Origin of the sequence: Pseudochelatococcus contaminans (assembly GCF_014195635.1) — a bacterium.
Taxonomy (GTDB): Bacteria; Pseudomonadota; Alphaproteobacteria; order Rhizobiales; family Beijerinckiaceae; genus Pseudochelatococcus; species Pseudochelatococcus contaminans.
Map to the genome: position 1 here is coordinate 269529 of NZ_JACICC010000003.1, position 19646 is coordinate 289174.

Below are 19646 nucleotides of genomic sequence, written 5' to 3' on the forward strand. Positions count from 1 at the left end.
GGTTCAGCCCTTGCCTTCGGCAAGATATTGCTTGGCAAGGATCTTGGCTTCCTCGACGGCCGGCTGGTCGAAGGGGTCGACGCCGAGCGCGTAACCCGCCAGCACCGTTTCCAGCAGGAAGTGCGCCAGCAGCGCGCCGACACTGAACTCATCGAGGCGGGAAAGGCGGATCTGCCGCACAGGCCGGCCATTGCTGGCGAATGTGTCGATCATCGCCAGCCCCTGCGCCGCGACGAGATCGCCGACATGTTTGCCGCCGAAGCCCGCTTGCCCGGCGCGCGCGGCAAGGTCAGCGTCGATAGCCGGCCCTGCGCCCTTTACGTCGAGGGTGATGACGCTGAAAAGCTTGTCATCCGGCCCATCGAGATAAAGCTGCTGCTGGCTGTGCTGGTCCACGGGGCCGAGCGCGCCCACTGGCTGCGAGCCCCTGCCATCCTTGCCAAGGCTTTCCGCCCAGAGCTGGATCCACCACTTGGTGAAGCGCTCCAGCCGGTCCGTGTAGGCCATCAGCACCGTGATGCCTTTGCCCTCAAGCGCCGCCGCGACATTGACCGCCGCACCGGTCGCAGCCGGGATCTCACGCACGTCCTCAGCCGCGAGCGTGTCGATGACGCTTTTTGCCCCGGCACGAATCGCCGCGATGTCCAGCCCGGCAATGGCGGCCGGCAGCAGGCCGACATTGCTCAGCACGGAATAGCGCCCGCCGATGCCAGTGTCGTGATCGAGGAAGCTGACGCCCTCCGGCTCCAGCAGGTCACGCAGACCGTTCGCCTTGCCCTCGCGGCGCGGTTCGGAAATGCCGAGCACCAGCTCACTGATGCGCGGCCGCAGCCCCGCCTTGTCCAGCGCCGTGATAACAGCAATGGTCTGCACCAACGTCTCGCCCGTGCCACCGGATTTCGACACCGCGAGCACGCGCGTCGTGGCGAGAGGAAGGCGCGCCAGCGTCACATCGAAGGTGAACGGATCGAGGTTATCGAAGAAATGCAGGCGCGGTGCGTCCACCCGTCCCAGCCCCGCAACCTGGTTGAAGCCAATCTGCGCCAGCGCCTGCGCGCCGAGGCTGGAGCCGCCGGTGCCGAGGAAAACGATATCCGTGACAGGCCCGTTGCCGAGAAAACGCGCCGCCGCTTCGCGGATGGCGGGCAGGTCATCAGCGCCCGCGGCCACGGTGATGAACGGCAGCCCGCCGGCGGCGACCTCCTTGTTGACCCGCCCCAGCGCCGTGCCGACCGCCGCGAAGGCAGCGTCGATGGCCGTGTCCGGCAGGCCCTTGCCGCCGACGCGGGAAGCCAGAGCCAGCTCGATAGATTGATCGTATGCCTTGTGATCCTTACCGGAATGACCGTGCGCCATGGGATCTCTCCGTCATCTCTTCGAGGAATGGGGTAGTCAGGCAAGCCCTTCCGGCCGTCCGGCCGCGACAACAAGCAACTGGCTTTCGCCAAACAGCCTGTTGCCCACGCGCCGGATGTCAGCCAGCGTCACGGCCTCGATCAGGCCGTTGCGGCGGTCGATGTAGTCGATGCCGAGATCGTCGAGCGCGATCTGCAACAATTGCCGGGCGATCTTGGAGGAGCTGTCGAACTGAAGCGGGTAGGAGCCGACAAGATATTGCCGGGCGCGCGCCAGTTCATCCTCGTCCGGGCCTTTGTCGACGAGCTTTGCGATTTCCTCGCGGATGACCGTCAGCGATTCGGCGGCGCGTTCGTTCTTCGTCGCGGTGCCGCCCACTACGAGGCCGGCGGCGCGGAACGTCGCCAGCGAGGTGGAGACGCCATAGGCGAGGCCGCGCTTCTCGCGCACTTCCTGAAACAGCCGCGACGTGAACGCGCCGCCGCCAAGGATGTGGTTGAACACGATGGCGGCAATGAAATCCGGATCGTTGCGCAGCAGTCCCGGCACCGCGAACCGCAGCGAGGTCTGGGGCACGTCGACATCGATGATGTCGAGGCCGCCCGTGGCCAGCGGTGTTGCGGGCGCGATCGGCTGCAGATTCGACGTTGCCGGCAGGTCACCGAAGACGGCATCGAGGTGGGCAGCAAGCGTATCCGCATCGATGGCGCCGACGACGCTGATGACCAGATTGCCGCGTGTCAGCGCCTGTGCCTTGATGCCGGCAATGATGTCGCGCGAAATGCCCGGAACTGTCTCGACCGTGCCCTTGACCGGAAGACCGTAGGGATGGTCGCCGAAAGTCGTCGCGAACAGAGCCTTGGCTGCCAACGCGTCAGGGTCGTTCGCTTCATGGCGCAAGCCTGCCAGCACCTGCTCGCGCACGCGCTCCACGGCGGAGTCGTCGAAGCGTGGCTCGACGACCGCGAGCCGCAGCAACTCGAACGCGCGGTCCTTGTTGCGCGCCAGCGTCTTGAGCGAACCGCGCCATGCATCGCGGTCGGCGTTGAAGCTCAGTTCAATGGCGTGCTCGGCCAGTTGCTCCTGAAACGCTTCGGAATCGTAGGGGCCGGCGCCTTCGTCCAGCAAGCTGGCGAAAATCCGCGACGCCCCGGCATGCTGCGCCTTGTCATGCGCCGCGCCGCCGCGAAAAGCGAACTCCACCGCGATGAGCGGCACGGCATATTCTTCCACCAGCCATGCCTCGATGCCGCCTTTGGTAACGACGCGCTGCACCTTGCGCGGGGCGGCGTCCTTGCCCGAAATGGAAGCCTTGAGCGGGGTCTGGGAACCTGGATCGACAAGCGACATGCGATAACCTCAAAAACTTGAAACAGACGGCCTGGACGATCCAGAGTATCAGGCAGGCAACAGGTAGCCCGACGTGTGCGGCCGGGTGAGGAAACGGCGCGCCGCTTCCTGCACGGCGGCGGCGTCCACGGCCTCGATGCGATCCGTCCATTGCTGCACATCCGCCACGGTTTCGCCGATTGCCAGCGCCGAGCCATAGATATGCGCCATATGCACCTGGCTATCCTGAGCATAGATCATTTCGGCGATGAAACGGGTGCGCGCGCGCTCCAGTTCCGCCTGCGATACGCCGGTGTCGATCAACTGCCTGATGACGCCGCTCACCGCCTCGTCAAGGGCATCGAGCGTGATGCCCGGTGCGGGAACGGCATAAACGTCGAAGCGCGAATCGTTGAGCATGCTGGCGTGGTAGCCAGAGCCAGCGCCGACCGCGACGCGCTGGTCGAGCACAAGGTGACGGTAGAGCAGGGACGTCTGGCCGCCGCCGAGAATCTCCGACAGCAGCTCAAGTGCATAAGCTTCCGAGCCGGTTTGCGTCCGTGCGGAAGGCACCACCCAGCTTCGCTGAAGGTAGGGCTGTTCCACGCGTGCGTCCGATACCGACACGCGCTTTTCCGCAACCGCGGCAGGCTCCACGGCCCGCTCACGCACAGGGCGTGCGCCGCGCGGCGCGATCAGGCCATAAGTGCTCTCGGCCAGCCGGATCACGTCATCCGCCTCAACGTCGCCGGCCACCACCAGAATGGCGTTTTCCGGCGTGTAGAAACGCTCATAATAGGCGACGGCGTCATGCCGATCGAGCGTCTCGATCTCATGGTTCCAGCCGATGATCGGCGTGCCGTAAGGGTTGTGGGTGTAGAGCGTCGCCGCCACGGCCTCATGCAGCTGGGCGGCGGGGTCGCTGTCCGTACGCAGGCGGCGCTCTTCCAGCACCACGAGCCGCTCCGGATCGACAACGTCGTCGGACAGCACAAGGCCGGTCATGCGGTCGGCCTCATAGTGCATCATCGTGCCCAGGTGTTCCTTGGCGATGCGCTGATAATAGGCGGTGTAATCGTAGGAGGTGAAGGCGTTTTCCTGCCCGCCGAGGCTGGCGACGAGGTGCGAGAACTCCCCGGTGGGGTGGGTCTTCGTGCCCTTGAACATCAGGTGTTCGAGAAAATGCGCGATGCCCGACTTGCGGGCCGGATCGTCGCCAGAGCCGTTGCGATACCACACCATATGCGTCACCACGGGGACGCGCCTGTCCGGAATGACGACGATGTCGAGACCGTTGGCGAGGGTATGGGTGACCACTTCCGCTCCCGCCCCGGCTGTTCCAGCCGCTCCGGTGTCAGCCACCGTGGATGCAAAACGCTTGAGGGAAAGGCTCTTGCTCGCAACTGAACTGGTCATACACAACTCACAATGATGAAGGCGCATACTCAAGGCCGTGCAGCCTCTGGAGAACGATGCCGCCTCACGAGCGGAAGACAGGGCACCCCGGCCCGGCGCTGGAGTTGGCCGGTGTCCGGGGTGCCGTCAAGGTTATCAACTCTATATAGTCACGAATGCCCGGCCGTGTCGCGTGCGGCGGAAATTACTTTTGCCGATTGAGGAAGAAGTACGGGCTGGACGGATCGATCCGCTCGATCGGCGACACTTCCTTTTCCGGAATCGGCGCGTTCGCGGCCGGCATGCGGTAGCCGGTCGGCGGCTGTGTCAGCGTCTGGCGCTCCGGCTCCTGACCGTGTGCGATGACGGGCTGCTGCGAACGGATCGGCCCGGTGTTGCGCAGTTCGCGCGGATCCAGCGGGCGTGCGCTGCACGAATCGCCGTAGCAGGTGTCGAAAGACGGTGCCTGCGGCCCAGCACCCGCGCGGCGTCCGGCGCGAAGCTCATCCGGTGACAGCAAGCGCCCCGTTTCCCGATTGACAGGCACAGGTTCGTTCGCGGCGTCGATGGCGCGCTGACGCGCGGCGACGTCCGGATCGTTCGGCCAGTTGGCCTGCCCTGCCTGAGCACCGCCGGCGCGCGGCGCTGGCAATGCGCCCCCGCCGGGGGGCAATACGAGATTGGGGCGCTCGCGATAATCGATCTGCGGCGCTTCCTTCTCGACGATGCCCAGCGAGCCCAGCACGTCCCTCATGAAAATGCCGCTGTTGTCCGCCGGCTGCTGCGCCATTGCGCCGGATGCTCCGGCAACCAATGCCGAAACCGCGAAACCGGCAGCGATGCCGGCGTTCCTCAGACCGCTGCGTGCGAAATCGATGCGTGCCATATCAAAGCGTGCCATGCCTCATCCCGTTCTCTCGCCGCCCTTCTGGCGGGCCGGAATTATTCTTGCCCGTCTATGCGGCTATTTCCGGGCCGGATATCCGCAACCGGAAGCGGCCTGTTGTGGCGGTCGGTGCCGATCATTGATCGCCACATCTTCAGTTGCCGTCACCTGCGGCCCCGCCCGAATCGTTGCCGGGCGCACCTCGCCGCCGCTCGACGACAAGCGAATCATACAGAAGTCCGACGACTCCGGCAACAATAGCGGCATCGGCGATATTGAACACGTACCAGTTGAACCCGGCGACGTGGAAGTGGAGGAAGTCCAGCACCGCGCCATAGACGCTGCGGTCGATGGCGTTGCCCGCCGCGCCGCCGACGATAAGCCCCAGCGACACGCCGACGAGCACGGTTTTCGCCCGTAAAGCCCATATCGCCAAGGCAATGGCCGCCACGATGGAGACGCCGACGAGCAGCCAGCGTCCCAGCTCCGTGTCCTGTTGCAGCAGGCCGTAGGAGACGCCCCTGTTCCACACCAGCACGATGTTGAAGAACGGCGTCACCTCCACGACACCGCGCGAGGCGATGTCGAAGATGTGATAGACCCACAGCTTGCTTGCCTGATCTAGCACCAGCGTTACCAGAGCGGCGATGATGCCTGCCTGCTGCGGCGATAGCCGTGCCGGCCTGTCTGCCGGGGGAGGGGTCACAGGCGGACTGGCGGACGGGGGAGGCGGCACCGCGCCGGTGTGCATGTTCATGGGTTGCCGTTACCGTTCACTCTTTCACCGTTCACTTGCCGTCCCCGTTCGCGTCGCGCTTGTGCGCGGCATCCCACTCCCGCAGTGCCTCGGCGTCACGGGGGGTGACATCGGGGTAATCGGGGTCGGTGCCGACTTCCGGCAGGATTTTCCACGAGCGCGCGCATTTGCGGCCTTCCGCCCGCGCGAAGACGACGGCCACGCCGGGAACCTCCGGCAGCCTGAACGCATCCTCCGGCCCTTCGCCCGCCTCGACGGTGATGGCGGACGTGATGCAGATGTCGGCGAAGTTCAAACCTTCCAGCGCCTCGCGCAGCTTGTCGTCGGCGATGAAGACGCGCGGCGCGGCCTCAAGGCTCGATCCGATGGTCTTGGCTGCGCGCTGCACTTCCAGCGCGCCCGTGACGACGCGGCGCACGTCGCGCACCTTGTCCCACTTCGCTTTCAGCTTCTCGTTGCGCCATGTCGGCGGGATGATCGGCAGCGTTTCCAGATGCACCGAGCCGGTATCGGACGGGAAGCGTGACAGCCAGGCCTCTTCCGCGGTGAAGGCGAGGATGGGCGCCAGCCATACCGTAACCGTGCGGAACACCTGATCGATGACCGTGAGCGCCGCGAGCCGCGTCTTGCTCGTCCGGGGATCGCAGTAGAGCGTGTCCTTGCGGATGTCGAAATAGAACGCCGACAGATCGGTGTTGAGGAAGGCCGACAGCAGCGAGACCACGCGCTTGTAATCGTAGGTTTCGTAGGCCTTGCGCACCTCCTCGTCCAGCTCCGCGAGGCGGTGCAGGATGAGCTGCTCCAGCTCCGGCAGCGCCTCGTAGACGACGACGCGGCCGGGGTCGAAGTGATGCAGGGAACCCAGCATCCAGCGCAGCGTGTTGCGCAGCTTGCGGTAGGTTTCGGCGAAGGTCTTGACGATCTCCGGGCCGATGCGCAGGTCGTCCGAATAATCGGACGCCGCGATCCACAGCCGCAGGATGTCCGCGCCGGAGGTCTTGATGACGTCCTGCGGGGCAGTGACGTTGCCCTTCGATTTCGACATTTTCTCGCCGCGCTCGTCGAGCACGAAGCCGTGGGTCAGCACCACGTCATAAGGCGCGCGCCCGCGCGTGCCGCAGCTTTCCAGCAGCGAGGAATGGAACCAGCCGCGATGCTGGTCCGAGCCTTCCAGATACATCACGCGGTCCGGCCCGCCGTCGATGACGCGCTTCGTGGCCAGATCCTTGCGCACCTCCAGCGTGAAGGCATGGGTCGAGCCCGAATCGAACCACACGTCGAGAATGTCGCTGATCGGTGTCCATGTAGCCGGATCATCCACCAGCCCGTCGAGGAAGCGGCGCGGGTCGGCGCTGAACCACGCGTCAGCGCCCTCGGCCTCGAAGGCGTCGGCGATGCGCTTCGCCAGTTCCTCGCTGTGGGGAAAATCCGGGCCGGGCGCGAGTTCCGCGACGTTGCCTGCTGCGTCCTCACGCACGAACACGGTGATCGGCACGCCCCAGGCACGCTGGCGCGAGACCACCCAGTCCGGCCGGTTGGCGATCATGCCGGTGATGCGGTTCTCGCCCGAGGCAGGCACCCACTGCGTCTGGGTGATGGCGGTCAACGCCCGCTCGCGCAGGGTCGATCCGTTGCCGCCGCCGATGGGCTTGTCCATGGCGATGAACCATTGCGGCGTGTTGCGATAGATGACGGGCGCCTTGGAGCGCCACGAATGCGGATACTGGTGCTTCAGCCGGTTGCGGGCGATGAGCGCATCGGCCTCGCGCAGCGCGGCGATGACGCGCTCGTTGGCGTCGCCGTCCTTGCCCTTGTCGTCGAGGACGCGCGCGCCCGCGAACAGCGGCACGTGCGGATAATAGGCGCCGTCCGGGCCAACGGTGTGCGGCAGCTCTTCCGTGCCGGCGGCGGCGAACAGCGCCCGGTTGGCGAGGAAGGCGTTGTAGTCGTCCGCGCCGTGTCCGGGCGCGGTATGGACGAAGCCCGTACCGGCGTCGTCGGTGACGTAATCCGTCGCCACCAGCACCACGTCGAAATCATAGCCCTTGCCGCGCAGCGGGTGCGCCGCCGTGCGGATCGCTTTGGGATCGACGGCACGCACCTTGCGGTACCCTTCGACGCGCGCGGCCTTGAACAGGTTCTCGGCCAGCGCGTCGGCGACGACGAGCTTCGCGCCCGTGCGCACCCAGTTGTCCTCGGGCGCGTCCGTCACTTCATAGAGGCTATAGGCGATGTCCGTGGAATAGGCGATGGCGCGGTTGGCCGGGATGGTCCACGGCGTCGTCGTCCAGATCACAATCCGCGCGTCCGCCAGATCCGCATCGTCGGTATCCACCACCGGGAAGGCGACGAAGATGCTCTGCGACGTGTGCTCGTGATACTCGACCTCAGCCTCGGCCAGCGCTGTGCGTTCCACCACGGACCACATGACCGGCTTCGAGCCACGATAAAGTTGGCCGGAGGCGGCGAATTTCATGATCTCACGGGCGATCTGCGCCTCGGCGGGCAGGGCCATGGTGAGATAAGGGGCGTCCCAATCGCCGACGACACCGAGTCGCTTGAATTCCTCGCGCTGCACATCCACCCAATGGTCGGCGAAGGCGCGGCACTCGCGCCGGAACTCCACTACCGGAACGGCGTCCTTGTCCTGCCCCTTGGCGCGATACTGCTCCTCGATCTTCCATTCGATCGGCAGGCCGTGACAGTCCCATCCGGGCACGTAGTTGGCGTCATGGCCCAGCATGCTCTGGGCGCGGACGATCATATCCTTCAGCACCTTGTTGAGCGCATGGCCGATGTGGATGTTGCCGTTGGCATAGGGCGGGCCATCATGCAGCACGAATTTCTTGCGGCCTTCGCCGGCCTTGCGCAACTGCCTGTAAAGGTCGTTTTTGCGCCAGCGTTCGAGGATCTCCGGTTCGCGCTGCGGCAGGCCGGCGCGCATGGGAAACTCGGTCTTCGGCAGGAACAGCGTTTCCGCGTAATCGCGGCCTGTGGCGGTGTCTGTGGAGGTCGTGTCGTTTTTGGTCGTCATGGATGAGGCAACGTTTCTGTGTGCCGCCGCTTCAGGGACGGGCGTTGTCATAAAACAAGGGCGAACGGACCGCGCCGGGCATGTCGCCGTCTCACGCGGTCATCTGTTCCCGACCCCGGTTCATATCGCCGGGGCGGGCGACATGGCGGCCGGAGCCGGGCCGTTAATTCGCCCTGCGCCTGTGGGGCGGGGCTTCCATCCGGCGATGGATGCGTCAGATCCATGGTGCATCATGGCGAGCCTTCTATCAGCCGGAAGGCGGCGACGTAAAGGAGGAATGCGCGCCGTTCGCCGCGCCCGTCATTTCAGCAGCGAAACCGTGCCGTCACCGCGGGCGGCGGCGGCGCGGGCCTGACGGCTGTCATCGTCCATGCGCGCGATCAGCGCATCGATGCTGTCGAATTTCAGCTCCGGCCTGATCCATTCGATAAACTCGACTTCCGGATGCTTGCCGTAAAGATCGCCGGCGAAGTCGAACAGATGCACCTCAAGCAGCGGCGCGCCGTCGTCGAATGTGGGCCGGCGGCCGAAACTGGCAACACCGTTGCGGACGATGCCATCGATGCGCGCCCGCACGGCATAGATGCCGTGCCGCAGCACGATATCCGGCGACAGCTTCATGTTGGCCGTCGGGTAACCAAGCGTCCGCCCGCGCGCGTCGCCGTGGATGATCTCGGCCTGCACAATCCAGCGATAACCCAGCAACGCGTTGGCGGTGGCGATATCGCCCTCGGCCAGCGCCGCGCGGATGGCGGAGGATGACACCGGCAGGTCGCCGTCCGAAACCGGATGGATCACATCCACCGGGAGATCGAGCCCCGCGGTGTGCTGCTTCAAAAAGGCTGGAGAGCCCTGGCGGCCCTTGCCGAAATGGAAATCGTGCCCCACCACGATCCCGGAGGCGCCATAGCGGCCGATGAGGATATCGTCCACGAATTGCGTGGCTGTCAGGGCGGCGAAGGTTTCGTCAAAGGCGAAGACGATGGCTGCATCGATGCCGAACCCCTGCGCGATAGCCGTCTTCAGCGGCGGCGGCGTGATGCGCGCCACGGGACGATCCGGCGTGAAGAACACGCGCGGATGCGGCTCGAAGGTGAGTATGGCGGTGGGGCGTTGCAGTTTGCGGGCCAGCGACCGCGTGGCTGCGATCACTGCCTGATGGCCCCGATGCACACCATCGAAGTTGCCGATGGCGATGACGGGCCGCGACAGGGGCGCGGGCAGCCTTTCGAACCCGTGCACCGCCGGCGCGGGATGCAGTGGCAGATGGGGGGCCGGAAACGGTCCTGACGGAGTATGCGTTTGCGGGGGATGCGCGGCCATGATTCCCGTATCGTACACTGTTAAGTTTGTGCCTGCGGTATGGTCTCTACCATGCCAGACGTTCAATCGCCATCGTGGGGGCGTAGGCTTGCTGCTTCACCCAGCCGGGCAGGTGATCGCGGTTGATGCGGCCAGCCGCATCGAGCGTTTCGCCCGCGTGGATGCCGCGTGCGACGAACAGCGTATCCAGCCCCGCCCGCGCGCCGCCGGCAATGTCCGTGCGGATGGCGTCGCCCACGGCGAGGATCTTGCGCGGTTCAGTCCCTTGCCCGCTGCGGATTGTCGCAGCCGTGGCGATGGCGCGCTCGTAAATGGGACCATGCGGTTTGCCGGCATAAACCGCCTCGCCGCCGCGCCGCTCATAGGCATCCGCAAGGGCGCCAGCGCAATACAGCAGCTCGCTGCCGCGCTCCACCACCAGATCCGGGTTGGCGCATATCATCGTCAGCTCGCGTGCGCGCAGCTTGTCCAGCAGGGTTGCGTAATCTTCCGGCGTTTCCGTGTTGTCGTCGAACAGGCCGGTGCACACGACGTAATCGGCTTCCTCCGGCGTGGTCAGCGACACGTCGAGGCCCGAAAAAACAGGCAGGTCACGCTCCGGCCCCAGATGAAATGCCGGGCGGCCGGTGCGATCGGCGATCTCTCCCCGCGTCACATCCCCGGAGGTGACGATGGCGTCCCACGCATCGGTGCGGGCGTTGAGCCCTTCCAGCATGGCCTGCACGATGCCGTGCGGACGGGGCGCGTTGGTGATGAGGACGACCGTGCCGCCCGCCTCACGAAACCGCGCCAGAGCGTCGCCGGCTTCGGGAAACGCCGAGATGCCGTTGTGCAGCACGCCCCACACATCGCAGAGGATGGTGTCGTATCTGTCGGCGACCGACGCGAGACCGGAAACGATCTCCGTGGGTTTGACGCTGGCTGCTGGCATGCCGGACAACTCCTTGTGGCCGTGTGTGGCTGCGGCTCGCAAATCGCTTCTGGCGCTACAGGCCAATGCCCCGGTCTGTCAAGGGCCGTATGGCACCGACCGGAAACCGGGTGGCGGGCACGGCGCGATATTTTGGCGCTCACGCATATGTTATTGCCCGTTCCCCATTGGCGTGGGCACGTGGAGTTCCTACTTTCCCGCGAGACTGCAGGCGCAACGCCGCGCTGGGTCAATTGAGGAGGATAGCGACGTGAACCCGCAGGAACGTGATGTCATCAACCAGATTTTCGACCGGCTTCAGCAGGCTGAAAACCAGCCGCGCGATCCGGAAGCGGAGGCCCTTATCCGCGAGCGTCTCGCTGCCCAGCCCGGCGCGGCTTATCTGCTGGCGCAGATCGTGCACGTTCAGGAGCAGGCGCTGACCAACCTCAACGACCGCGTCAATGCACTGGAAGCAGAGGCCGAGCAGGCAAGGGCCGCTCCCCAGTCCGGCGGCGGTGGTTTCCTGTCCAGTCTGTTCGGTGGCTCCACGCCGCCCGCCGCGCAGGCGCGTCCCGCACAAGGCTCGGCGCAGCGGCCCGGCCAGCGTCCGGCGGGCGCTCATCCCGCTGCTGGTCGCCCCGGGCCTGCTGCTGGTCCGTGGGGTGGGCAGCAGGGCGCGCAACCTGGCGCGCAGCAGCCCGGTCCATGGGGCAATCGCGCGGCAGGTGGCGGCGGCTTCCTCGCATCGGCCATGACCACGGCTGCAGGTGTCGCCGGTGGTCTGGTGCTCGGTAACGTGCTGATGAACGCTTTCAGCGGTGGCACGGATGCAGCGACGCCTGCGGCCGATCAGTCTGCCGCCGCAGACCAGACAGCCGGGCAGGAAGACGTGGCGCAGGATGCCGGTTATGACGACGCGACCTATCAGGACGCCAGCTATGACGAAGGTCTTGATGGCGGCTTCGATGATTTCGGCGGCGGTGACGACTGGGCCTGATGCTGCATGAACCCGTTTCGATGAGCCATTGAGAAGGGTTCTCTCCACAAACGAAAAAAACCGCCGGATCGATCATACGATCCGGCGGTTTTTGTTTAGAGCATTTCGGCATTTCGTTGAAACGCCGAAATGCTCTATATTCTTGGTTTGAGGCGTTTTCTTCACGCAAAGCGGTATCCACTTTGCTTGAAAACGCTTTAATGGCGATTTCAGTTGCTGTTCAGGGCGATGTCGCTGCCAATGCCTGTTTCCGTCAGTTCGATGCGCCTGTCGTGGAAGGCATTGAGCGTCGAACGGTGGCCGATCGAAACAACCGTTGTGTCCGGAAGCCTGTCGCGGATCAGGGTGTAGATCGCCGCTTCCACCGGCTCATCCAGCGCGGCTGTTGCTTCATCCAGCAGCAGCCAGTCAGGCTTTGCCAGCAATGCGCGCGCAATCGCCACACGTTGCTGCTCGCCCAGTGACAGCGTCAATCCCCACCATTCCTCCTGATCGAGGTAAGGCACGAGATAGCCGAGGAAAACAGCCTCCAGCGCATCGACCACCGCTTCGCGGGAATAGGCGTCAGAGGCAGAGGGATATGTCACCGCCGTCAGCAATGTGCCGATGGGGATATAGGGCCGCTGCGGCAGCAGCATCACGCTCTGGCCTTCCGGCAGGTCGATCCGCCCGGTGGCGAAGGGCCAGATACCGGCGATGGCGCGGAACAGCGTCGATTTACCAACGCCAGAGCGCCCGGCGACAAGTGCGCGCTCGCCGCGATTCAGCGTCAGCTCAGGCAAGGACAGAATCTGCCTGCCGGAAGGCCGGGTCAGATCCACACCGGAGATGACGAGGCCCCCGGCATCCAGAGGCTTATCCGCAGCATCTTGACTCGCGGCGACGGGGCCTTGCGGCAACTGGCGCGCGTTCTCAATTGCATGCTCGAAGCTGGAGAGACGGTCGACCACGGCCTTGTAGCCCGCCACGGTGGAATAGGCCCCGACGAAGAACGTCAGCGCGCCATTGACGCGCGAGAACGAGTCCACCGTCTGCATCATCTGCCCCAGCGTCACCTTTTTCAAAAACAGATACGGCGCTGTGAACAGGTAAGGAATGACGACGCTGGCCTGAAAGAATGAGGCCGTGAACAGGGTCAGTTTCTTTTCCCGGCTCAAGATCGCCATGAAGTTGTCGACGACATGGCGGAACTTGCCGCGCAACTGCTGCTTCTCGCTGGCTTCGCCAGACAACAGCGCGACCTGCTCGCCGTATTCGCGCAGGCGTGCGAGCGAGAAGCGGAAATCCGCTTCATATTGTTGCTGGGCGAAGTTGAGCGGAATGAGCTGCCGGCCGATGATATGCGTCAGCCACGTTCCCAGCACCGCGTAGACCAGCGCCACCCACAGCAGCAACCCCGGCACCGCGATTTCCGTGCCCGGCACGGTGAAGTTCTCGGAGAGGGACCACAGGATCACCGCAAACGACAACAGCGTCGCCACCTGGCTCAGAAGGCCAAGGCTCAACACGCGCGTATTGGAGATGAAGAGGTTGATATCCTCAGCGATACGCTGGTCCGGGTTATCGGCAGCCACGCCCGCCAGCCGCATCTTGTAGTGGATGTTACCGGCCAGCCAGTTGTCGATGTAGCGGAGCGTCATCCACTTTCGCCAGCGGATATGGAAAATGTACTGAATGACGATTTCCAGAATGGCAACGGCGACCCAGATCGTCGCCAGCGGTACGAACACCAGCAGCAGTTGATGCCAGAAGGCATCGGCGTTCATCTCCTGCAAGGCGTTGTAAAGGTCGCGCGAGAAGTAGCTGAGGCGAACGCTCAGCCCAACCTGAAACAGGTTAATGGCTGCCAGAAGAAGAAAAAAGCCGATGCCGATGAAGCGTTCCTGCATCCGGACCTTGCCGATGAGCGGGATTGTCAGTTCGCCCATGTCGCGCGTCGTTGCATAAGGCCGGATCAGTTGCCATATGGTCAGCAGGGCGTGCTTCAGCCCCTGCCGTGAGGTGTCTGCCATGGAGGTCGATGCTTCCCGGTTACGGCGCGTGGTTCAGAACGCCTTGAACGCGATGATTGTCCGTGTATCCGCGATACCGGCGATCGTCTGCACTTTTTCACCGACGAAGTGCCCGATGTCCACATCCGATTCGACGTGGAACTTGGCCAGGATGTCGTAGTTGCCGGCAATGGAATAGATTTCGGAGGCGATCTCCCGGTCTGCGAGGGCGCTGGCGACGGCATAAGTCTGGCCCAGTACGCATTTTATCTCAACAAAGAACGTTTTCATGCTGCCCTCCACGATGTGCGTTTTGTGTATGAAATTCCCCGGCTTTTGACAAGTTGGATAGTTTACTCAAACATGTCCGATATTTAACACCTTCTGCCATATAATCGTTATATAAGGGCGCGGGATCGGCCTCTTCCGGCCAGTTCCATCTGCGAAGATTTCATGCCTGTGCGGCCCGTCCGGCCTGCGCCGTCGGACTGGTATGAGGCAGGGCTGTGACATTATGCCGTGAGGCTGGCGAATAGAAATAGTGTCGCAAGTTCTGCCCCGCTATCGTCATAGTGTGCTTCGCTGGTTAGAGTAATCGAATTAGGGGGCACGCTTCGGCTTGCGGGGGTTCAGGATGATCGGTGGTATTTATGTTCCAAGCCGGCTTGCCAGCCGCCTTGCAGCCCGGCGGGACAAAATTGAAAAACAGAAGGATGCCGCTGGCATCCATGCAGCATGGCGACAAACTTACATCATGCCGGAGAAAGAGGCGCGTTCAAGGGCGAGGGAATGGATGGAGCGTCGCCGCCGTTCCGCCTACGTGACCGAAATGGAAAACTGGCGCGACCTTGGGGACGGGCGCATCGAGTGCACTGTCCGGCGCGTTCCGGCCGACTGAGGCGGCCACCGGGTCTCTCCAGCGCTCTGCCCGCTTACCACAACCGACAAAAAATAACCGGCGCAGACCGAGGTCTTGCCGGTGGGGTATTCTGATTTCCACGCTTCGCCATCACCTGCCACGCATGGCGGCCTGTGATGGCGGAGACATGATCATGCGAACGATCAATCGCCTTACGCGATGTCGTCCTCTTCGTCGTCTTCATCTTCTTCTTCGTCGAGGTCGAGATCGTCCTCGTCGTCGAACAGGATGAGCGTTTCGGGCGGAAGCTGGGTGGTGCGGAAGTTGTCCTCAGCATCGGCATACCACACAACGGATATGCTTTCGCTGCCAACTTCGGTAACGGTGAGGGCAGGGCCGCCCGACTTGAGCATGACGACATCGCCGACGCTGAAGCTCATGTGTTTCTCCTCCACAGGATTGCTTGTCGAACAATCGATAGCAGCGGCATATGACAGCTTTACGGCTCTTGCCGCAAGCGGTAGCCGGTAACATCGTCTGCATGATGGTTATTGACGTTATTCATTAAGATTAATGCATATTATAGTGCGCGTGGCCGCCGGGGTTTTCCACCGCGAGGCTGAATGTCATCTGTGACACCCATGATTTTCCGCGACGACAGACTTTTCCGTAACGCCAAAATTTTCTGTAACGTAAGGGGACGTGCATGAGCCAGAGTACGACGGGCGACATCAGATCGGCGATCCGCTCGATTCCCGATTATCCGCGTCCCGGTGTGGTGTTCCGCGATATCACCACGCTGCTCGGCAATGCGCGCGCCTTTCGCCGCACGGTGGACGAAATGGTTCAGCCCTGGCCGGGCGCCAAGATCGACAAGGTGGCGGGCATCGAGGCACGCGGCTTTATTCTCGGGGGGGCGGTGGCCCATCAACTTGGGGCCGGGTTCGTGCCGATCCGCAAGAAGGGCAAGCTGCCTCACGATACCGTGTCCATCGCCTATTCGCTGGAATACGGACTGGATGAGATCGAAATGCACCGGGATGCCATCGCCGCGGGCGAGCGGGTGATTCTGGTCGATGATCTGATCGCCACCGGCGGCACGGCGACGGCTGCGGTCGATCTGTTGCACAGGATCGGCGCGGAGGTGGTGGCCGCCGTTTTCGTCATTGATCTTCCGGACCTCGGCGGCGCGGAAAAGTTGCGCCGCAAGGGTGTTACCGTCCGCACGCTCGTACAGTTCGAGGGCGAATGACCGCTCCGTTTCCCGATGTTGTCGAGGACAGGCTGCTGGGGGAGCGGCTGCGGCTGCTCCAGCCGCGGCGCGGCCATCGCGCGGGAACCGACGCGCTGCTGCTGGCGGCTGTCGTGCCTTCGGATTTCAACGGTCATATCGCCGATCTCGGGGCCGGTGTGGGCACTGTGGGGCTCGTGGCGGCGGTGCGCGCGCCGGGAGCGCGCGTCACATTGGCGGAACGCCATGCCGGGGCGCTTGATCTGGCCGAGCGCAATATCACCCTCAACGGGTTGGGCGAGCGGGTTTGTGCGGCATCGGTCGATCTCTTTTCAGCCACGTCCCGGCGTGAGGCGGGATTGCGCGACAACGTCGATCTCGTCCTGACCAATCCGCCGTTCCATGACGATTCGCACGTCCGTCGCTCGCCGGATGAAGCACGCCGCGCCGCGCATGTTCTCGCCGGCGGAACGCTTGATGACTGGCTGCGAGCTTGTGCCGATGTTCTGCGGCCTGGCGGAGTTGTGGTCGTCGTGCACCGTTCGGATATTTTGGCTGACTTGCTTGCATGCATGACAGGCCGGTTCGGTGGATTGACCGTGCGCTCCGTGCATCCGCGCGCGCAGGCTCCGGCTGTGCGGGTTCTGCTGGCGGGTGTAAAAGGCTCGCGAGCGCCGCTGCAAGTGCTTCCACCCATTGTGGCGCATGAAGAGGACGGGCGTTTTACACCGGCGCTCGCGGCAATCGGCCGTGGCGAGGGGCAGGTCGCGATCAGCGGCTGAGGCCGCGCGTCGATCCGTCCTGGCGGCGCTTTAGATGCGCCCCTCTCCCACAGCGAACAGAGCCGTCAGGCCCTCGCGATAGGTCGGGTAGGTCAATGAGAAGGCCGGCAGGGCTTTCAGTTTTGCATTGTCCACGCGGCGGTTTTCGAGATGGAAACTGCGCGCCATCGCAGACAACTCCGCCGACTCGAAGGGAATGGGCGTCGGCGGGGCAACGCCCATCAACCTCGCCCCGAACGTCACGACATCGCCTTGCGTCGCCGGCTCGTCGTCAGTCACATTATAGATGCCGCCGGCCACGTCTGCCGGGAATGTAGCAGCCAGCGCCACCGCGATATCGGTGACGTGGGCGCGGTTGAACACCTGCCCGTGCTTGATAACGATGCGGGCATTGCCTTCAGCGAGATCGCGCAGGCTGTTGCGGCCAGGGCCGTAAATCCCCGGCAGGCGGAAAACGAAACCGCGCGCGCCGTGTGCCCGCGCATGATTCAGCCATGCTGCCTCCGCGATGATACGCCTCCGCGAACGGTCGATCCGCGTCAGGGTGGGGGCCGTTTCGTCAACCCACGCGCCATCATGATCGCCGTAGACGCCGATGGTGGAGAGATAACCGATCCAGCCAGCCGACAGTTGCGCACCCGCATCGTTCAGCCATGCCAGCGCCGGGTCGACGGCTTCCGGCGTCTCGTGTGCGGTGGGCGGGATGCTGGCAAGGATGGCGTCTGCCCCTTCCAGCGCCGCGAGGGCGGATGGGCTGCCGAACTCATGCGCATCGATGCCGCGTGCGCGTAATATCCCCGCCTTTTCGGCATCGCGAACCGTGCCTGCAACGTGTGAAAAGCGCCCGGCATGCTGCTCGATAAGGGTTAGCGCGGTGTAGCCAAGGCCAAATGCGAACAGCTTCATGGGTGGTCAAGCTTCATGGGCGGTCAAAAGTCCAGATCGGCATAATTGGCCGCTGGCGGCATGCCGGGAACCCGGTCGGCCAGCAGGGTGCGGAAGGAAGGCCGCGACTTTACTCGCGCATACCAGCTCTTGGCGGTTTCATCCTCATCCCACGGCACGTCGCCGAGGTAATCGACGCAGGAGAGATGCGCCGCTGCCGCCAGATCGGCATAAGTCAGGTCCGGCCCGGTCAGCCAGTTCCGCCGCGCGATGAGAAAACCGATGTATTTCAGGTGGTAGCGCACGTTGACCCGCGCCGCGCGAATGGCGCTCATATCGGGCGGGCCGCCGCCGGCGGCAACGCCGATGAAGCGTTTGTAGATTTTCTCCGTGACGAGATAGCTGGAAACTTCCTCGTGGAACTTGGTCAAAAACCAGTCCATCAGCCGGCGCACCTCGACGCGGGCGGCGGGATTGTCCGGCAGCAATCTGCGGCCGTCGAGGCCCAGTCCGCGCGTTTCGTCCAGATATTCAGCGATAACGGCCGGGCCGGGCACCGCGAACCCCTGTTCCTCCAGAAACACGGGCAGGGTGCCGGCGGGGTTCATGATGAGGAACTCCTGCCGCCGCTCCCATGGTTTTTCCTCCACAAGAGCCGATTCGAGACCCATCTCCGCCATCACCAGACGGATGAAGCGGGAGTGCGGGCAGAAAGGATAGTGAAACAGAGTCGCCATGAATTCAGCCGTGCATGCCGATGGGGCGGGAATGTGGCGCAGCGGTGCGCATGTGGAGGGGGCAGTGGTCAGGTGTGGATAGAACCTTGACAAATCATGGCCCGTCCGCACCGCCTGCATTCATAGAGGCCGCCCGCCATGCGAACAACTGGTTTTGTACAGGGTGCAAGACCAAAACGCTGATGTCATTAAAGGTTCGCTAACGCTACACGCGCACAAGTGCAGCAGGCAGGCCGAATGGCGGCTGGGAGAGGGTTCCCGGGAGAGGTGATCATGATGCAGGTTTTTGCTGGCGGCGATCTGTTCGAAGCAGCCATCCTTGGTGTGGTGGAAGGGCTGACCGAGTTCATTCCCGTGTCGTCCACAGGCCACCTGCTGCTGCTCGGCCACTTCATGGGATTCGAATCCAACGGCAAAACGTTCGAGGTGCTGGTTCAGCTCGGCGCAATTCTGGCCATCGTGCTGGTCTACTTCCACCGGCTCGTCAGCATGGCGCGCAATTTCCGCACCGATCCCGCCGTGCGGCGCTTCGTGCTCGGTGTTTTCGTGGCGTTTCTGCCGGCCGTAGCCATCGGCGCATTCGCGCATGGCTTTATCAAGAACGTCCTTTTCAACCCGTGGATTGTCTGCGTGTCGCTGATCGTCGGTGGGTTCGTGCTCTTCGTCATCGATAATCTGCGCTTGCAACCGAAGTATCACGACGCGACGCACTTTCCGCTGCGCAACTGCGTCATCATCGGCCTTGCCCAGTGTGTCGCCATGATCCCCGGCGTCTCCCGCTCCGGTGCGACCATCGTGGGCGCGCTCCTGACGGGGGCGGACAAGCGCTCTGCGACGGAGTTCTCGTTCTTCCTCGCCATGCCGACCATGGCGGCGGCTTTTTCCTACGATCTGCTGAAAAACTATCAAAACCTCGATGCCAACGATGTCGCCCTCATCAGCATCGGTTTCGTCACGGCGTTCATCGCCGGTCTGGTGGTCGTGCGTTCGCTTCTGTCCTTCGTTTCGCACTACGGCTTTGGTCTGTTCGCGTGGTGGCGCATCATTGTCGGCTCTGCCGGGCTGGCAGGTCTGCTGGTTTTTGGCTGAGCGCCTGAAAGATCTGCCAAAATAGCGCCAGCAGCCTCAAGCTCCGTCCAAGGTAGACGCAAAGTGATTATTGATGTATTTT

18 protein-coding genes are annotated in these 19646 nt (G+C 63.7%); 5 read left to right on the plus strand and 13 right to left on the minus strand.

Going from position 1 to position 19646, the window contains the following annotated elements; genetic code table 11:
* Nucleotides 1–3: 3 nt before the first annotated feature.
* The 8 genes from FHS81_RS07725 to FHS81_RS07760 form a co-directional block, all read right to left on the minus strand.
* Complete coding sequence (locus FHS81_RS07725) at nt 4–1356, minus strand: glucose-6-phosphate isomerase (protein ID WP_183751613.1); 1353 nt, start codon at nt 1354–1356, stop codon at nt 4–6.
* Between the two features lie 36 nt (nt 1357–1392).
* Entirely contained in the window at nt 1393–2706 is a 1314-nt protein-coding gene (locus FHS81_RS07730; protein ID WP_183751615.1) for a M16 family metallopeptidase, read from the minus strand.
* Between the two features lie 48 nt (nt 2707–2754).
* Nucleotides 2755–4101: a M16 family metallopeptidase gene (locus FHS81_RS07735; protein ID WP_183751617.1), complete on the minus strand. Its 1347-nt coding sequence runs from the start codon at nt 4099–4101 to the stop codon at nt 2755–2757.
* 184 nt (nt 4102–4285) lie between these two features.
* The gene (locus FHS81_RS07740; RefSeq protein ID WP_183751619.1) at nt 4286–4981 is read right to left on the minus strand and encodes a hypothetical protein; all 696 of its coding nucleotides are present in this window, start codon (nt 4979–4981) and stop codon (nt 4286–4288) included.
* 139 nt (nt 4982–5120) lie between these two features.
* Nucleotides 5121–5723 carry a signal peptidase II gene (lspA, locus tag FHS81_RS07745; RefSeq protein WP_246374907.1) on the minus strand — a complete coding sequence of 201 codons (603 nt, stop codon included), beginning with the start codon at nt 5721–5723 and terminating at the stop codon, nt 5121–5123.
* 31 nt (nt 5724–5754) lie between these two features.
* Entirely contained in the window at nt 5755–8757 is a 3003-nt protein-coding gene (gene ileS / locus FHS81_RS07750) for an isoleucine--tRNA ligase (RefSeq protein WP_183751621.1), read from the minus strand.
* Nucleotides 8758–9057: 300 nt separating this feature from the next.
* Nucleotides 9058–10080, minus strand: coding sequence for a bifunctional riboflavin kinase/FAD synthetase (locus tag FHS81_RS07755; RefSeq protein ID WP_183751623.1), 1023 nt, complete (start codon nt 10078–10080; stop codon nt 9058–9060).
* Between the two features lie 46 nt (nt 10081–10126).
* Complete coding sequence (locus FHS81_RS07760; protein WP_183751625.1) at nt 10127–11011, minus strand: TIGR01459 family HAD-type hydrolase; 885 nt, start codon at nt 11009–11011, stop codon at nt 10127–10129.
* A 250-nt stretch (nt 11012–11261) separates the two neighbouring features.
* On the opposite strand from FHS81_RS07760, the gene FHS81_RS07765 reads away from it, so the two are divergent.
* Complete coding sequence (locus tag FHS81_RS07765) at nt 11262–11990, plus strand: DUF2076 family protein (RefSeq protein WP_183751627.1); 729 nt, start codon at nt 11262–11264, stop codon at nt 11988–11990.
* 209 nt (nt 11991–12199) lie between these two features.
* Here the strand turns inward: FHS81_RS07765 and FHS81_RS07770 are convergent, their stop codons facing one another.
* Nucleotides 12200–14002, minus strand: coding sequence for an ABC transporter ATP-binding protein/permease (locus FHS81_RS07770; RefSeq protein WP_183751629.1), 1803 nt, complete (start codon nt 14000–14002; stop codon nt 12200–12202).
* Nucleotides 14003–14035: 33 nt separating this feature from the next.
* Nucleotides 14036–14272: an Lrp/AsnC ligand binding domain-containing protein gene (locus FHS81_RS07775; protein WP_183751631.1), complete on the minus strand. Its 237-nt coding sequence runs from the start codon at nt 14270–14272 to the stop codon at nt 14036–14038.
* 463 nt (nt 14273–14735) lie between these two features.
* On the opposite strand from FHS81_RS07775, the gene FHS81_RS18930 reads away from it, so the two are divergent.
* Nucleotides 14736–14879 carry a hypothetical protein gene (locus FHS81_RS18930; protein WP_246374908.1) on the plus strand — a complete coding sequence of 48 codons (144 nt, stop codon included), beginning with the start codon at nt 14736–14738 and terminating at the stop codon, nt 14877–14879.
* 173 nt (nt 14880–15052) lie between these two features.
* Here the strand turns inward: FHS81_RS18930 and FHS81_RS07785 are convergent, their stop codons facing one another.
* Nucleotides 15053–15280 (minus strand): YodC family protein, encoded by a 228-nt coding sequence (locus FHS81_RS07785; protein WP_183751635.1) that lies wholly within the window; start codon nt 15278–15280, stop codon nt 15053–15055.
* A 266-nt stretch (nt 15281–15546) separates the two neighbouring features.
* Between FHS81_RS07785 and FHS81_RS07790 the strand changes: the two genes are divergently transcribed.
* Nucleotides 15547–16092 carry an adenine phosphoribosyltransferase gene (locus tag FHS81_RS07790; protein ID WP_183751637.1) on the plus strand — a complete coding sequence of 182 codons (546 nt, stop codon included), beginning with the start codon at nt 15547–15549 and terminating at the stop codon, nt 16090–16092.
* Complete coding sequence (locus tag FHS81_RS07795) at nt 16089–16853, plus strand: tRNA1(Val) (adenine(37)-N6)-methyltransferase (protein WP_183751639.1); 765 nt, start codon at nt 16089–16091, stop codon at nt 16851–16853. The genes FHS81_RS07790 and FHS81_RS07795 overlap by 4 nt, the downstream gene beginning before the upstream one ends.
* 30 nt (nt 16854–16883) lie before the next feature.
* Here FHS81_RS07795 and FHS81_RS07800 read toward each other — a convergent pair whose 3' ends face one another.
* Both FHS81_RS07800 and FHS81_RS07805 read right to left on the minus strand, forming a co-directional pair.
* Nucleotides 16884–17759, minus strand: a complete 876-nt coding sequence (locus FHS81_RS07800) for a Rossmann-fold NAD(P)-binding domain-containing protein (protein ID WP_183751641.1) — start codon at nt 17757–17759, stop codon at nt 16884–16886.
* A gap of 23 nt (nt 17760–17782) precedes the next feature.
* Entirely contained in the window at nt 17783–18475 is a 693-nt protein-coding gene (locus FHS81_RS07805) for a glutathione S-transferase family protein (protein ID WP_183751643.1), read from the minus strand.
* 276 nt (nt 18476–18751) lie between these two features.
* Here FHS81_RS07805 and FHS81_RS07810 point away from each other — a divergent pair, with 276 nt between their 5' ends.
* Nucleotides 18752–19564, plus strand: coding sequence for an undecaprenyl-diphosphate phosphatase (locus FHS81_RS07810; protein WP_183752008.1), 813 nt, complete (start codon nt 18752–18754; stop codon nt 19562–19564).
* Nucleotides 19565–19646 lie beyond the last annotated feature (82 nt).

Bases quoted from the DNA above. Each gene is read 5' to 3' on its own strand.
- FHS81_RS07725 (WP_183751613.1), bottom strand. From the start codon at position 1,356: ATGGCGCACGGTCATTCCGGTAAGGATCACAAGGCATACGATCAATCT.
- FHS81_RS07730 (WP_183751615.1), bottom strand. From the start codon at position 2,706: ATGTCGCTTGTCGATCCAGGTTCCCAGACCCCGCTCAAGGCTTCCATT.
- FHS81_RS07735 (WP_183751617.1), bottom strand. From the start codon at position 4,101: ATGACCAGTTCAGTTGCGAGCAAGAGCCTTTCCCTCAAGCGTTTTGCA.
- FHS81_RS07740 (WP_183751619.1), bottom strand. From the start codon at position 4,981: ATGGCACGCTTTGATATGGCACGCATCGATTTCGCACGCAGCGGTCTG.
- lspA (WP_246374907.1), bottom strand. From the start codon at position 5,723: ATGAACATGCACACCGGCGCGGTGCCGCCTCCCCCGTCCGCCAGTCCG.
- ileS (WP_183751621.1), bottom strand. From the start codon at position 8,757: ATGACGACCAAAAACGACACGACCTCCACAGACACCGCCACAGGCCGC.
- FHS81_RS07755 (WP_183751623.1), bottom strand. From the start codon at position 10,080: ATGGCCGCGCATCCCCCGCAAACGCATACTCCGTCAGGACCGTTTCCG.
- FHS81_RS07760 (WP_183751625.1), bottom strand. From the start codon at position 11,011: ATGCCAGCAGCCAGCGTCAAACCCACGGAGATCGTTTCCGGTCTCGCG.
- FHS81_RS07770 (WP_183751629.1), bottom strand. From the start codon at position 14,002: ATGGCAGACACCTCACGGCAGGGGCTGAAGCACGCCCTGCTGACCATA.
- FHS81_RS07775 (WP_183751631.1), bottom strand. From the start codon at position 14,272: ATGAAAACGTTCTTTGTTGAGATAAAATGCGTACTGGGCCAGACTTAT.
- FHS81_RS18930 (WP_246374908.1), top strand. From the start codon at position 14,736: ATGCCGGAGAAAGAGGCGCGTTCAAGGGCGAGGGAATGGATGGAGCGT.
- FHS81_RS07785 (WP_183751635.1), bottom strand. From the start codon at position 15,280: ATGAGCTTCAGCGTCGGCGATGTCGTCATGCTCAAGTCGGGCGGCCCT.
- FHS81_RS07790 (WP_183751637.1), top strand. From the start codon at position 15,547: ATGAGCCAGAGTACGACGGGCGACATCAGATCGGCGATCCGCTCGATT.
- FHS81_RS07795 (WP_183751639.1), top strand. From the start codon at position 16,089: ATGACCGCTCCGTTTCCCGATGTTGTCGAGGACAGGCTGCTGGGGGAG.
- FHS81_RS07800 (WP_183751641.1), bottom strand. From the start codon at position 17,759: ATGAAGCTGTTCGCATTTGGCCTTGGCTACACCGCGCTAACCCTTATC.
- FHS81_RS07805 (WP_183751643.1), bottom strand. From the start codon at position 18,475: ATGGCGACTCTGTTTCACTATCCTTTCTGCCCGCACTCCCGCTTCATC.
- FHS81_RS07810 (WP_183752008.1), top strand. From the start codon at position 18,752: ATGCAGGTTTTTGCTGGCGGCGATCTGTTCGAAGCAGCCATCCTTGGT.